The sequence below is a fragment of the Fructobacillus ficulneus genome, assembly GCF_001047075.2.
GTDB lineage: Bacteria > Bacillota > Bacilli > Lactobacillales > Lactobacillaceae > Fructobacillus > Fructobacillus ficulneus.
Map to the genome: position 1 here is coordinate 65537 of NZ_DF968003.1, position 14641 is coordinate 80177.

The 14641-nt window shown below is 45.9% G+C and carries 15 protein-coding genes and 1 pseudogene; 1 reads left to right on the plus strand and 15 read right to left on the minus strand.

Going from position 1 to position 14641, the window contains the following annotated elements; all coding sequences use genetic code 11:
• The 14 genes and pseudogenes from rplV to rpsL form a co-directional block, all read right to left on the minus strand.
• Positions 1-275, minus strand: a pseudogene (gene rplV / locus AOQ29_RS04425) (50S ribosomal protein L22); the annotation flags it as partial.
• Positions 276-289: 14 nt separating this feature from the next.
• Positions 290-565: a 30S ribosomal protein S19 gene (rpsS, locus tag AOQ29_RS04430; RefSeq protein WP_061993319.1), complete on the minus strand. Its 276-nt coding sequence runs from the start codon at positions 563-565 to the stop codon at positions 290-292.
• Positions 566-581: 16 nt separating this feature from the next.
• Complete coding sequence (gene rplB / locus AOQ29_RS04435; RefSeq protein ID WP_061993320.1) at positions 582-1415, minus strand: 50S ribosomal protein L2; 834 nt, start codon at positions 1413-1415, stop codon at positions 582-584.
• Between the two features lie 23 nt (positions 1416-1438).
• Positions 1439-1726, minus strand: a complete 288-nt coding sequence (gene rplW, locus AOQ29_RS04440; protein ID WP_061993321.1) for a 50S ribosomal protein L23 — start codon at positions 1724-1726, stop codon at positions 1439-1441.
• Complete coding sequence (rplD, locus tag AOQ29_RS04445) at positions 1726-2349, minus strand: 50S ribosomal protein L4 (RefSeq protein WP_061993322.1); 624 nt, start codon at positions 2347-2349, stop codon at positions 1726-1728. Before rplD ends, rplW begins: the two co-directional genes overlap by 1 nt.
• Positions 2350-2377: 28 nt before the next feature.
• A complete protein-coding gene (rplC, locus tag AOQ29_RS04450) occupies positions 2378-3070 on the minus strand; it encodes a 50S ribosomal protein L3 (protein WP_061993323.1) in 693 nt (230 codons plus the stop codon).
• A 53-nt stretch (positions 3071-3123) separates the two neighbouring features.
• Positions 3124-3432 carry a 30S ribosomal protein S10 gene (rpsJ, locus tag AOQ29_RS04455; protein ID WP_047975027.1) on the minus strand — a complete coding sequence of 103 codons (309 nt, stop codon included), beginning with the start codon at positions 3430-3432 and terminating at the stop codon, positions 3124-3126.
• 477 nt (positions 3433-3909) lie between these two features.
• Entirely contained in the window at positions 3910-4986 is a 1077-nt protein-coding gene (locus tag AOQ29_RS04460) for an ABC transporter substrate-binding protein (protein ID WP_061993324.1), read from the minus strand.
• Complete coding sequence (locus AOQ29_RS04465; RefSeq protein ID WP_061993325.1) at positions 4983-5786, minus strand: ABC transporter permease; 804 nt, start codon at positions 5784-5786, stop codon at positions 4983-4985. The genes AOQ29_RS04460 and AOQ29_RS04465 overlap by 4 nt, the downstream gene beginning before the upstream one ends.
• On the minus strand, positions 5783-6607 hold the full coding sequence (locus AOQ29_RS04470) for an ABC transporter permease (RefSeq protein WP_158530750.1): 825 nt from the start codon (positions 6605-6607) through the stop codon (positions 5783-5785). The genes AOQ29_RS04465 and AOQ29_RS04470 overlap by 4 nt, the downstream gene beginning before the upstream one ends.
• A 2-nt stretch (positions 6608-6609) precedes the next feature.
• Positions 6610-7767, minus strand: a complete 1158-nt coding sequence (locus tag AOQ29_RS04475; protein ID WP_061993327.1) for an ABC transporter ATP-binding protein — start codon at positions 7765-7767, stop codon at positions 6610-6612.
• A gap of 135 nt (positions 7768-7902) precedes the next feature.
• Positions 7903-10014 (minus strand): elongation factor G, encoded by a 2112-nt coding sequence (gene fusA, locus AOQ29_RS04480; RefSeq protein WP_061993328.1) that lies wholly within the window; start codon positions 10012-10014, stop codon positions 7903-7905.
• Positions 10015-10137: 123 nt separating this feature from the next.
• Entirely contained in the window at positions 10138-10608 is a 471-nt protein-coding gene (gene rpsG / locus AOQ29_RS04485) for a 30S ribosomal protein S7 (RefSeq protein WP_061993329.1), read from the minus strand.
• 17 nt (positions 10609-10625) lie between these two features.
• On the minus strand, positions 10626-11039 hold the full coding sequence (gene rpsL, locus AOQ29_RS04490) for a 30S ribosomal protein S12 (RefSeq protein WP_047975034.1): 414 nt from the start codon (positions 11037-11039) through the stop codon (positions 10626-10628).
• 258 nt (positions 11040-11297) lie between these two features.
• On the opposite strand from rpsL, the gene AOQ29_RS08400 reads away from it, so the two are divergent.
• Positions 11298-11960, plus strand: coding sequence for a prepilin peptidase (locus AOQ29_RS08400; RefSeq protein ID WP_083989292.1), 663 nt, complete (start codon positions 11298-11300; stop codon positions 11958-11960).
• 99 nt (positions 11961-12059) lie between these two features.
• Here the strand turns inward: AOQ29_RS08400 and AOQ29_RS04500 are convergent, their stop codons facing one another.
• Positions 12060-14480: an ATP-dependent Clp protease ATP-binding subunit gene (locus tag AOQ29_RS04500; protein ID WP_061993331.1), complete on the minus strand. Its 2421-nt coding sequence runs from the start codon at positions 14478-14480 to the stop codon at positions 12060-12062.
• Positions 14481-14641 lie beyond the last annotated feature (161 nt).

Below are 14641 nucleotides of genomic sequence, written 5' to 3' on the forward strand. Positions count from 1 at the left end.
GGACGGAAACGCTTAAGCGTTGGTCCTTCGTCAGCAAAAGCTTCCTTAACGATCAAATCTTCACGGTCAAGTGAAAAGTTGTTTTCAGCGTTTGCAACTGCTGAGTTCAAAACCTTATAAATATCTTCAGTAGAAGTATTAGGTAGGAACTTCAAAATTGCGAATGCTTCGTTGACATTCTTCCGACGAATCGTGTCAAGAACTAGGCGCGCCTTACGAGGGGCAACGCGAACGATCTTGGCAGTCGCCCGAGCTGATGTTACTTGTTCAGCCATTTTTCATTTCCTCCTTACTTCGTCTTCTTATCGTCGCTCTTGTGACCCTTGAACGTACGTGTTGGAACAAATTCACCTAACTTGTGACCAACCATGTCGTCTTGGACATAAACAGGAACGTGCTTGCGTCCATCATAGACAGCAATTGTAAATCCGATAAAACTTGGGAAAATTGTTGAACGTCGTGACCAAGTCTTGATCACTGACTTCTTTTCTTGGTCCGCTTGGGCCTCAATCTTCTTAAGCAAGTGTGGGTCCGCAAATGGTCCCTTTTTCAAACTACGAGCCATTAGTTATCTCCTTCCCTTACTTACTCTTCCGACCGCGAACGATGAACTTTGTAGAGTTCTTCTTCTTATCGCGAGTCTTCTTACCAGCAGTCTTCTTACCCCATGGAGAAAGTGGACTTGGACGACCAACAGGGGCCTTTCCTTCACCACCACCGTGTGGGTGATCGTTAGGGTTCATTACAGAACCACGAACGTGAGGACGCTTTCCACGCCAACGGTTACGTCCGGCCTTACCCCAGTTGATCAATGAATGTTCTGAGTTACCAACTTCACCAACAGTGGCGCGGTTAGTGCTCAAAACCAAACGTACTTCACCTGAAGTCAAACGAACGATAGTGTACTTACCATCACGTCCCAAAATCTGAGCTGATGCTCCAGCGGAACGAGCCAATTGTCCACCCTTACCGTTCTTCAATTCGATGTTGTGAATCAAAGTACCTTCAGGAATGTTTGTCAATGGCAAGGCATTACCGACCTTGATGTCGGCATCAGGACCAGATTGAACCTTATCTCCAACCTTAAGTCCCTTAGGCGCCAAGATATATGCCTTGATACCGTCTTCATAGACGAGCAAAGCAATGTTAGCAGTACGATTTGGATCGTATTCGATAGCCTTAACCGTAGCGAACTTTTCGTCCTTAATACGCTTAAAGTCGATAATCCGGTAGGCTTGCTTGTGTCCACCAGCCTTGTGGCGAACTGTCATGCGGCCTGATGCGTTACGGGCACCAGTACGTGACTTCTTGGCCAACAAACTCTTTTCGGGCGTCGTCTTTGTGATTTCTGCGAAATCAGAAGTCGTCATGTTACGACGTCCGTTAGAGGTTGGCTTATACTTCTTGATAGCCAATGTCTTTTCCTCCTATTTTAAAATTAACCTTCGTTAAAGATTTGAATATCTTTTGAGTCAGCCTTCAAAGTAACGATAGCCTTCTTCATCTTACGAGTGAATCCAACATAACGACCTTGACGCTTCTTCTTACCGCGCACATTGGCGGTGTTCAAACGAGCAACTTGAACGTCGAAGACTTCTTCGATTGCTCGCTTGATTTCTGGCTTAGTAGCCCGAACATCCACTTCAAAGACATAACGCTTCATTTCTGTTTGCGCCATTGAAGCTTCGGTAATGATTGGGCGGCGGATAATATCGCGTGCATCCATTAGGCGAGACCTCCTTGGATTTCTTCGATCGCTGCTTGAACAACCACCAACTTGTCAGCGTTAACAACGTCTAAGACGTTGATACCGTTTGTAGTCATAACTTGAACGTTTTCCAAGTTACGAGCTGACAACAAGGCATTTTGGTTACCTTCATCAACGATTACCAAGGCCTTTGAATCAACAGCCAAGTTAGCAAGAACTTGCTTGAAGTTCTTTGTCTTAGCTTCATCAAATGCCAAAGCATCTACAACGACCAACTTGTTGTCGGCCAACTTTTGTGACAAAGCTGACTTCAAGGCCAATGCATAGGCCTTCTTGTTGATACGGTATGAGTATGAACGTGGGGTTGGACCGAACACGATTCCTCCACCACGCCATTGAGGTGAGCGGATAGAACCTTGACGAGCGCGACCAGTTCCCTTTTGCTTCCATGGCTTACGACCACCACCAGCAACAGCGGAACGGTTCTTAACGGCGTGAGTACCTTGACGTAGTGATGCGCGTTGCATCAAAACAGCTTCAGTAACCACAGCGTTGTTAGGTTCGATGGCGAAAACTGCTTCGTTTAAGTCTAAATCAGCAGCCTTTGAACCATCTTGCTTTAATACAGCAACTTTTGTCATGATTGATTGTTCTCCTTTCTATGAATTTTTAAGCTTGTTCTTCAGCCTGAGCATCAGCAGCTGGCTTTGCGCCGGCCATCTTGATTTCAGGGTGCTTAGCATTTGTCTTAACAGTTGACTTGATTGTCAAAAGTGACTTGTTGGCTCCAGGAACGTTTCCCTTCAACAACAACAAGTTGTTTTCAACATCAACGTGTACGATTGCAATGTTTTGCATCGTACGCTTCTGGTTACCCATACGACCAGGCAAGAGCTTACCCTTGAATACCCGGTTGATAACGGCACCCATTGAACCTGGGCGACGGTGGTAACGAGAACCGTGACTCATTGGTCCACGTGATTGTCCCAAGCGCTTGATAGCACCTTGGAAACCGTGTCCCTTTGTAACACCGGTAACATCAACATATTCACCGGCTTGGAAAGTGTCAACAGCAATTGCATCCCCAACGCCATATTCGCCTTCCGCATCACGGACTTCACGAATGTAGCGCTTAGGGGCTGTGTTGGCTTTTGCAACGTGGCCTTGTTCAGGTTTGTTTGACAAAATCTCGCGCTTGTCTTGGTAACCTAACTGCAAAGCGTTGTATCCATCAGTTGCTTGCGTCTTAACTTGCAAAACAACGTTTGGAGTAGCTTCAACAGCAGTCACGGCGATCAATTCACCAGATTCAGTAAAAACCTGAGTCATACCGACTTTACGGCCTAAGATACCTTTAGTCATGACTAATCTCCTTCATTTCATCGCTAAACTATTTTTAGCGGAGTGGTACTTAATTAGAGCTTGATTTCGATTGCAACACCTGCTGGCAATTCAAGCTTACGCAATGCGTCAACTGTCTTGTCAGTAGGGTTCACAATGTCGACCAACCGCTTGTGAGTTCGCATTTCGAACTGTTCACGAGCATCCTTGTACTTGTGGGGTGAACTAAGCACCGTGTACAATGTCCGTTCAGTAGGCAAAGGGATAGGACCGGCGATTTCTGCGCCAGTCCGCTTTGCTGTTTCAACAATCTTGTCTGCTGATTGGTCCAAGATACGGTGTTCGTATGCCTTCAAGCGGATACGGATCTTCTTTTGTGCCATTTTGTGCCTCCTCGTTGATTTTGTAAATCAGCTAACTCCGATCAAAAACCGACAACACCTTGCAGTGTTTGCGCGCCCATGGCAACGCGGCCGCGCGTGTCGCAACCTTAATCATCATCGCTAAACGTTGATACACCAGTCTTTTTGCGGGTATTGCATCGGCAACCCCAAAAGGCGTACTTGAATATAATAACAGCTAAACCCTGATATAGCAAGGCCTTTTCACCTTTTTTCGAAAAGAATTTTCATTTCACCCTAGGTCAGAACCCTTCAAAAGTTATAGCCTATTTTGCCAGGATTATTCAAACTTTTCTCGATTACATGATTTATTCTGTTATTTGTTCTTCTATATAGTAACAAATGAAGATTGACCGAAGATAAAAAAGACCGTTAAAGCCAAATCGCTTCAACAGTCTTCTTCAATTGAACTAATGACCGACAAAACATCCCCAAGCGGATTTAATCCACCAGGATCCTCTATCGTGAAATCTTAAACTCCAAGAAGGCATCGTTATACCGTTGGGTCCATTCCTGGTTAAAAGTCTTGTAGACTTGGAGACTATCCAAAGTCTTCGCCGATGGATAAAAGGCCGGGTCAGACTTCTCATCAGCTGGTAGGAGCGCATAGGCCCCCTTGTTCGCCGTGGCATAGCCAACGTACTCCGCGTTTTGCTTGGCGTTCTCCGGCTTGTTTAAGAAATTAATCAGGGCATAGGCCGCATCCTTGTGCTTAGCGTTCTTTGGGATGACCAAATTATCGAACCATTCATTTGATCCGTCCTTGGGTACCAAGTAAGCCAAGTCCGAGTTTTGTGCCATCGCCTGGGCCGCTTCACCGGAATACGTGACCCCGATGCTGGCCTCGCCCTGGGCCATATAAATCTTCAACTCATCGGCAACAATCGCCTTAACGTTTGGCATCAAGGTCGAAAGCTTTCCCTGAGCCGCCGCCAAGTCAGCCACATTTTGGTCATTGACGGACTTCCCTTGGGAAATCAACGTCATCCCCAAAATATCCCGGGCTGAGTCAACCAGCATAATCTGCCGTTTGAACTGCGGTGACCATAACTTCGACCAGCTATCAATCTGGTCAGGGCTGACCTTCTTCTTATTGTAGAGAATACCAAGCGTTCCCCAGAAGTAAGGGACAGAATACTTGTTACCCTTATCAAAGCTTTGGTTCATGAACCGAGAGTCGATATTGCTCATCCCCGTTAATTTGGACTTATCCAATGGAGCTAACAACCCCTCACTCGACATCTTATCCACCATGTAGTCAGAAGGAACCGTCAAATCATAGTTGGTCCCACCCTGCTTAATCTTGGTATACATCGCTTCATTCGAGTCAAAGGTCTGGTAATTCACCTTATAACCAGTTTCCTTAGTGAACTTGGTCAAGAGGGCCGGGTCGATATAATCACCCCAGTTATAGAAGTTCAAAACCTTCTTACCCGTGACCTCGTCCTTGCGACTATTGTCAAAGACAGCTTTAGTTGCAACTAAACCGACGACAGCAACCAGGATGGCCAAAATACTTAATAGAATTTTTTTCATTTGACCTTCTCCTTGAGCTCAGGCGTCTTGGCCCGCTTACCAACCTTATTAATAAAGTAGTAAGCCAGGGCAATCGCTAGCGATAGTAGGAAAATCAAAGTCGACAAGGCGTTAATTTCCAAGGAAACTCCTTGACGGGCCCGGGAATAAATCTCGACCGCCAAGGTTGAAAAGCCATTCCCCGTCACAAAGAAGGTGACAGCAAAGTCATCCAAGGAGTAGGTCAAGGCCATAAAGAAGCCAGCAACGATTCCCGGCGTAATCACCGGGATGGTGACCTGCCCCAAGACCTGGGTTGGCCGAGCCCCTAAGTCTTGAGCCGCCAGGACCAAATCAGGGTTCATTTCCTTTAACCTAGGCAAGACCATCAAGACGACAATCGGGATTGAAAAGGCAATGTGTGACAGCAAGACAGTCATAAAGCCGAGCGACAACTTCAAGGTTGTAAAGAGAATCAAGAAGGCCGCCCCGATAATAACATCCGGTGAAACCAGCAAGACGTTATTCAAAGATAACAAGACGCCCTTAATCGTCCGCCGGTGGACCCGGAAGATAGCCAAAGCCCCGAGCGTCCCAATAATGGTTGCTAGCAAGGATGATAGTAAGGCGACAATCCCCGTTTCCAAGACAATATCGATTAACCGGGTGTCCTGCCAAAGCTCGCTGTAGTGCTTAAAAGAAAAGCCGGCAAAACCCTGCATGGTTGTTCCCGCATTAAAGGAATAAAAGACCAAGTACAAGATCGGCAGGGAGAGGACCAAGAACATAAAAATTAAGTACGGTGTCCGCATTTTTTTCATGACCGGCCTCCCTTCTGCTTATCCTGGGTCAAAAGCATGGTTATCACCATGGCCACAATTAAGATGACCCCAATTGTTGAACCAAAGGCCCAGTTTTGCGTCACTAAGAAGTGCTCTTCAATGGCAGTTCCCAGGGTAATCACCCGGTTACCACCAATCAAACGGGTAATCATGAAGAGTGACAGGCTGGGGATAAAGACTGCTTGAATACCGGCTTTTACCCCAGGCATTGATAGTGGCCAGATGACCTTGCGCAAGGTTTGCCAATTATTGGCCCCGAGGTCTTGGCTCGCAGCCGTTAGCAGTGGGTCGATTTCGTTCAAGGCGTTAAAAATGGGCAAAATCATAAAGGGCAATTCGACATAGGCCGCAACCAGCAGGAAGGACCAATCCGTAAAGAGCAACTGAACTGGGTGGAAACCCAAGCCCGTCAAAGATGAGTTCACTAACCCACCTTGACCTAGCAAACCGATAAAGGCGTAGGTCTTCAAGAGCAGGTTAATCCAGGTTGGCAGGATGACCATCAAAAGCCAGAATTGTTTATTTTTCAAAGTAGTCAGAAAATAGGCGGTCGGATAGGCAAAAACCAGCGTAATCAAGGTGATTAAGAAGGCATACCAAATCGAGTTAAAGGTCATTGCCAGATAAGGGCCAGATGTAAAGAAGGTCTGATAGTTAGCCAGAGTAAAGTGGCCGCCCTGGGTCTGCAAAGACTTAAAGAGCAGCAAAAGCAACGGCGCAATCACAAAGGCTAGGAGCCAGAGGCCGTAAATGCCCATATAAAAGGATGTAAAACCCTTTTTTTGTTTTTTAAAGGACATGGTCATTGGCCTTGCTCCTCTCGACCAGTTTCATCGTCTCGTGCCGCTTGGAGAGCTGCCTCAGCTTCTTCTTCATCATAAGATTCCAACCGGGCATCGAATGCTTCTTCACTTTCGTTGTAGCGCATGATGTGGATATCTTCAGGATCAAAAGTTAAGCCAACTCGGGCACCGACTTCAGCTGGGTTAGTCGCCTGAACCTGCCAGGTATTCAAATCATCATCCATGGCCGTGATTTCATAGTAGTCACCACGGAAGGACTGGTCTTTAATCGTTACGACTAACTTCCCATTTTCAGGGTCCGTTAGGTCCAAGTCTTCCGGCCGGAGAACGACTTCGACCCGCTCATTGGGGCGCATCCCGGCATCGACGTTTTCGAAGTCTTTCCCGACAAAATGAACCAGGTAGTCCTCTTTCATAATCCCTGGCACAATGTTGGTTTCGCCAATAAAGTCGGCAACAAAATGGTTGATTGGTTCATCATAGATGTCTTCTGGCGTCCCATTTTGTTGAATGAGCCCATCGTTCATAACAAAAATCCAATCGGACATCGCCAGGGCCTCTTCCTGGTCGTGGGTCACAAAAACAAAGGTAATATCAAGGCGTTTTTGAATTCGGCGCAATTCCTGTTGGAGGTCCTTGCGCAGTTTGTAGTCCAAGGCCGAAAGCGGCTCATCCAGGAGAAGAACTTCCGGGTCATTGGCCAAAGCACGGGCGATGGCCACTCGTTGTTGCTGGCCACCGGACAATTCACTAATTTCACGGTTTTCGTAGCCGGCCAACTTCACCAAGGCCAGCATTTCCTTGACCTTAGTTTCGATTTCACCGGCAGGCAACTTCTTCAATCGCGGACCAAAGGCCACGTTATCAAAAACATTCATGTTCGGAAACAATGAATAGTTTTGGAAGACAGTATTGACCCGGCGTTTTTCGGCCGGTACATCGTTAATCACTTGGCCTTCAAAGAAAATCTGACCAGAATCAGCGTGCAACTGCCCGGAAATTAATTTTAAAATCGTTGATTTACCAGAACCAGAGGGTCCTAGGAGCGTATAAAATTTACCAGGCTCTAAAGCCAGGTCAATTTGTTTTAAAACCTCAGTCTCCCCGAATGACAGGGCAACTTGGGAAAATTCCAAAATGGGTTGTGTTTCGACCATATGACATCTCCAATCGATATTGTCACCATTCTACAACAAAGTGCAATATCCGACCAAATATTTTCAAAAATTAAGGGAACAAAAAACCAGGTCGCATAAGCAACCTGGTTTTCAGACAATGAGTGAAAGAAGCAATTAAGCTTCCTTACCTTGTGCTTTAATGATTTCTTCTTGAACGTTCTTAGGAACAGCTTGGTAATGATCGAAGACCATTTGGAAAGTTCCACGACCTTGCGTTGCTGAACGCAAAGTAGTTGCATAACCAAACATTTCTGACAAAGGCACTTGTGCCTTAACAGCCAAAACAGGTCCACGGGCTTCTTGCCCTTCAATCAAACCACGACGAGCTGAAACGTGTCCCATAACATCTCCAAGGTTGTCTTCAGGGACAACGATATCAACAGCCATGATTGGTTCCAAGATAACTGCGCCGGCAGTCTTAGCAGCTTCCTTCAATGCCAATGAAGCGGCAATCTTAAAGGCAGCTTCAGAAGAATCGACATCGTGATATGATCCATCGTACAACTTGGCCTTCAAGTCAACCAATGGGAAGCCAGCCAAAGGACCAGCGTTCAATGCATCCTTCAAACCTGCTTCAACTGAAGGGATGTATTCACGAGGAACAACACCACCAACGATGGCGTCTTCGAATTCGAAGCCTGCTCCTTCTTCGTTTGGACTAAATTCAACCCAAACATCACCATATTGTCCCTTACCACCAGACTGACGCTTGAAGAATCCACGCGCTTGAACAGTCTTAGTAAAGGCTTCACGGTAAGCAACTTGAGGGGCACCAACAGTTGCTTCAACGTTGAATTCACGGCGCATACGGTCAACCATGATATCCAACTGCAATTCTCCCATTCCAGCGATCAAAGTGTCACCAGTTTCCTGGTTAGTTGTCGCACGGAATGAAGGATCTTCTTCAGCCAACTTTTGCAAAGCAGTAGCCAACTTATCTTGGTCAGCCTTTGTCTTTGGTTCGATAGCCAATTCGATCACGGGATCAGGGAATTCCATTGATTCCAAGATCAATTGGTGATCAGTAGCAGTCAAAGAGTCACCAGTAGTAGTGTTCTTCAAACCGATCGCAGCAGCGATATCACCAGAGAAGACTTCTTCGATTTCAGTACGTGAAGTGGCGTGCATTTGGAGCAAACGACCAACACGTTCACGAGTATCTGAAGAAGTGTTTTGTACATATGAACCGGCTTGCAAAGTACCAGTATACACACGCATAAATGTCAAACGACCAACGAATGGATCAGTCATGATCTTAAATGCCAAAGCCGCGAAAGGCTTGTCATCATCGGCGATCAAGTCAACTTCTTCATCAGTCTTAGGGTCAGTTGCCACGTAAGGGCGAACTTCTAGAGGACCTGGCAAGTAGTCAACAACGGCATCCAACATCATTTGAACACCCTTATCCTTGTAGGCTGAACCAGCCAATACAGGATAGAATTCCAAAGCCAATGTTGCACGACGGATAGCTGCCTTCAATTCATCGATAGAAATTTCTTCACCTTCAAGGTACTTTTCCATCAATTCTTCGTCGACATCAGCAACCGCTTCAACCAAAGTTTCGCGCTTTGCCTTAACTAAGTCTTGGTAGTCAGCTGGGATTTCGCGTGGTTCCCAAGTTGAACCCAAGTCATCAGTTGGGTAGTAAGCTTCTTCAGTGATCAAATCAATAACAGCTTCGAAGTTATCTTCGGCACCGATTGGCCACTGGATAGCTTCTGCGTTAACTTGCAAACGTTCGTGCATTGAGTCAACTGACATTTCAAAGTCAGCACCCAACTTGTCCATCTTGTTAACGAAAACAATCCGGGGAACGTTATAAGTAGTAGCTTGTCGCCAAACAGTTTCAGTCTGTGGTTCAACACCAGCAGCACCATCCAAAACGGCTACGGCACCATCCAAAACACGCAAGGCACGTTCAACTTCGATAGTGAAATCAACGTGACCTGGTGTATCGATGATGTTAACACGGTATGGGTTCTTTTCGTATTGGTCGAAGAATCCGCGCCAAACAGCAGTTGTAGCGGCAGATTGGATCGTGATTCCACGTTCCTTTTCTTGTTCCATGAAATCCATTTGTGAAGCACCATCGTGTGTTTCACCAATTTTGTGAATCTTACCTGTATAGTACAAGATTCGTTCTGTTGTCGTCGTCTTACCGGCATCGATGTGGGCCATGATACCAATATTACGAGTATGATCAAGCGGGTATTCACGCTTTGCCATTATAATCTCCTAATTTTTATCCTGTTTGCAACAAAAAGCGACCAATAATTTGTCCGCTTTTTGCAAAATTATGAGCCTGTTAGCAGGCTCGTAGTAGTTGGCCAAAGCCAGCTGCTACAAAGCTTACCAACGGTAGTGAGCGAAGGCACGGTTGGCTTCTGCCATCTTGTGTGTATCTTCGCGCTTCTTAACTGAAGCACCGTTTTCGTTGGCTGCGTCAATAATTTCCTTAGCCAAACGTTCTTCCATTGTATGTTCGTTGCGCAAACGTGAGTAGTTTACCAACCAACGCAATCCCAATGTAGTACGACGATCAGGGCGTACTTCGATTGGAACCTGGTAGTTAGATCCACCAACACGGCGGGCCTTAACTTCCAATACTGGCATGATGTTTTCCATTGCTTGTTCGAAAACTTCCAATGGTTCGTTACCAGTAGTTTCCTTAATGCGATCAAAAGCTGCATACAAGATAGTTGATGCAGTTCCGCGCTTTCCGTCGACCATCAACTTGTTGATCAAACGAGAAACTAACTTTGAATTGTAAATTGGGTCAGGTAAAACTTCCTGACGCTTTGTATAACCTTTACGTGGCATGAGTTTTCCTTTCCGCTTTACTTCTTAGGAGCTTTCGTTCCATACTTAGAACGAGAAGTCATCCGACCGTCAACACCCGCTGTATCCAAGGCACCACGGATAACGTGATAACGCACACCAGGCAAATCCTTAACACGACCACCACGGATCAAAACAACTGAGTGTTCTTGCAAGTTGTGACCAATACCAGGGATATAGGCAGTAACTTCATACAAGTTTGACAAACGTACACGAGCGTACTTACGCAAGGCAGAGTTAGGCTTCTTTGGTGTCAAAGTTCCGACACGAGTAGCAACTCCACGCTTTTGTGGGGCAACATTGTTTGTTGCCTTCTTCTTCATTGAGTTGTAGCCGAAGTTCAAGGCTGGTGACTTTGACTTAGTCGCTTGAGACTTACGTGACTTACGAACCAATTGGTTAATTGTAGGCATCCTACTATTCTCCTTAATTCTTTGTTTTTTCCACAGTTCCAGGTGTATCATTTTTGCCAATAAACAAAAGTGCTCCTGGAAGTCCTGCTTAGACTTGCCTTTACACTGCCCTTTTGCGGGTTTTCGCCGCGCAGAAGGACAAATGACTTAAAAGCACGTTGAATATAATATCAGGTTTGAGCCCAAAGTCAAGAGTTTTCCCCAACTATTTTCGAACGTTTTTCGTTATTTTTATCGCCTTACAGCGTCTAATAACCCATGAATACAATTTTACTATATCTCATCAATTTAGTCATCGCCTCTTGGGTAACTTGTTTGGCCGACCGGTCAATTGCCGACCGCCCTCTCTGGACACAACGGTCGTATTGCCTTGCTTGTCACCATGTCCTGTCGTGGTATGACCTCATCCCCCTCGTTTCCGCCTTCATTCTCAGGGGCCATTGTCGGTCTTGTCAGGCTCCCTACGCAACTTGGAAACGACTCTTACTAGTTGAGGGGGTGATCCCTCTCATCGGTTTATTTGTCTTGGTTACTGGTTCCTGGACAATGGTTGTTACCTTTTACCTCCTGGTCTTTTTAGCCCTGGAAGACTGGGCAACAATGACCTGCACTGTTTTTCCAGCTTGGATTTGGGCAGGCTTCTTATTTCTGCTAAAGGAACCATCAAGCAACGACATCATTTGTATGGTTACTGTCTTAATATTAGTGACTCTTTTATCTGTAACCAAGCTCTTAGGGTGGGGAGACGTCCCCGTGATTTTAATAGCTTGTTTAATTTTTGACTCAGCCAACTTCGCCCTTTTCATTATCGTCGCCTGCCTTTCAACGTTGGTTTACCTCTTGGTCTCCACTCGCCGGCAAGCACCCTTCATTCCGTTTTTAACCCTAGCCTTTGTCCTACTACTAATCCTGACCCATTAAAAAAGGTCATCGGAACCATTCCGACGACCTTAATTATTAATCTTCATCAACGCCAGCTGCCACAGCAGCCTCGTTAGCTTTTTTAATTTTCAGCTTAATTTAACCCTGTTGGGCACCAATCGTCACCACGTCTTCCGTGCTAATTTGGCCATCTAACAAGGCTTCAGACAACTTGTCTTCCACTTCTGTTTGGATAACACGACGCAATGGTCGGGCACCGTATTCACGGTCATAACCAGTTGCCGCAATCGCATCAAGGGCTGCCGTGGTCATCTTGACCTTAACCCCCTGTTCAGCAACCCGCTCAAGCAACGACTTGGTCATCAAGCGAACAATTTGACGAACTTCATCTTGACTCAAAGCATCAAAGACAAGGACTTCGTCGATTCGATTGATGAATTCAGGACGGAAAGTTTCCTTAACCGTTTCACGAATCTTAGCCTCAACCGCGGCATCATCATTTTTCAAATCAAAATTACCAAAGCCCATGGTCTTTTCATCACGCAAGCGAGTTGCGCCAAGGTTTGACGTCATGATGATAACGGTATTGCGGAAGTTAACCTTCCGGCCCTTAGCATCCGTCAAGAACCCGTCATCAAAGACTTGCAACATCAAATTAAAGATGTCGGGGTGAGCCTTTTCAACTTCATCCAATAAAATAATCGAGTAAGGATGGTTACGAACTTGTTCCGTCAACTGACCACCCTGGTCATAACCAACGTAACCAGGTGCCGAACCAATCAATCGAGAGGCTGAGTATCGTTCTTGGTACTCGGACATGTCAACGCGAATCATGTTGTCTTCTGAACCAAACATGATTTCTGACAAGGCCTTAGCCAATTCGGTCTTTCCTACCCCGGTTGGACCTAAGAAGAGGAAGGTTCCAATTGGCCGGCTTGGATCGGCCAAACCTGACCGTGACCTGCGAATAGCCCGCGAAACGGCTGAAACCGCCTTCTTTTGTCCAATCACTCGCTTACCAAGCTCACTTTCCAAATTAACCAAGTGGTCGGATTCGGTTTTTTCGACCTGAGTTAAAGGCACCCCGGTTTGTTGTGAAATCACTTGGGCAATGTTAGCGGCTGTGACTTTCAAACCAAAGGACTGGTCTTTGGCTTGCTTCTTTTCTTGGCGGAGCACGGCTCGGTCAATCTTTTTGCGCAAAGCCATTTCCTTCAACCGCAAATCAGCTGCTTCTTCAAAGTCCATAGCCGCAATCGCCGCATCCTTCTGGGCTTGAATATTTGCGAGTGCCACTCGATCTCGGTGCAATGGCGTTGACTTATCAACATCATCAATCCGAACCTTGGCAGCAGCTTCGTCCATCAAATCGATGGCCTTATCGGGCAAGAACCGCCCGGTGATGTACCGTGATGACAAATTAACGGCTGCTTCAACTGCCGCCGGTTCGATATCCACCTGATGGAATTCTTCAAACTTTGGCCGAATCCCATTTAAAATCATAATTGCCTGGTCGACGGATGGTTCATTAATTGTCACTTGGGCAAACCGTCGTTCTAAGGCAGCATCTGCTTCAATATATTGTTGGTACTCGTCAAAGGTTGTTGCCCCAAGCATCTGCAACTCACCACGGGCTAAGGCGGGCTTTAGGATATTAGCAGCATCAATTGCTCCCTCAGCACCACCGGCACCAACCAAAGTATGCAATTCATCAACAAAAAGAATTACTTGGCCATCGGCCTCAATTTCTTCAATAATTTGTTTCAAACGGCTTTCAAATTCACCGCGGTACTTCGTTCCAGCCACCAATGACCCCATGTCTAAGGCCATCAAGCGCTTGCGCTTTAAGGTATCTGGGACTTGGCCTTGAACAATTCGTTGCGCCAACCCTTCAGCAATCGCCGTCTTCCCAACTCCTGGTTCCCCAACCAAAACGGGATTGTTCTTTGTCCGGCGTGATAGGATTTGCACGACCCGACGAACTTCCTTATCGCGGCCAATAACAGGATCCAAGTGTTCATCACGGGCAACTTGGGTTAAATCCCGAGCCAAAGAATCTAAGGTTGGTGTTCCCTGCTCCTTAGTTTTCTTTTGCTTCATTTGCTTACGCAAATCAGTAACACCGAGACGGCGTAAGATAGCCTTGTTCATATCTTTCAAATTCACATCAAGGCCCAAGAGAATTCGTGACGACAAAATGCTTTGGTCTTGGAGCAAAGACAACAAAATGTGTTCTGTTCCGACTTCATTTTGTCCCAGAAGTTCAGCTTGGTCTGCTGCCCATTTCAAAACGGCAGCAGCCTTCGGTGAATAAGGTAAGTAGGCTTTTTCATCACGTTCCTGGTCCATTCCATAACCAGTAAAACGTTCAATTTCTTCTTTAATTTTATCGTTGGTAACTTGAAATTCATTCAAGACGTTGGCAGCAACGCCAGTTTTAACGAGAGATAGAGCTAACAGTAAATGTTCCGTACCCACCGCCCGGTGTTGGAAATACCTGGCATTGTCTTGAGCTAGTTCCAAGACATTCTTTGCAGAATTCGTATACTTATTTTCCATAGAGCCCTCCTCATATATCTTAACGGGGAATAACCAATTCGATATTGGTTCATATTATAACGCAGTTAACAAAATTCTTACATATTTCTTTCAAAATAAAAAAGGAAGCCACAAAAGTATGACCTGTACCCCAAAAGTTGAAGTAAATATTTAGACCTAGC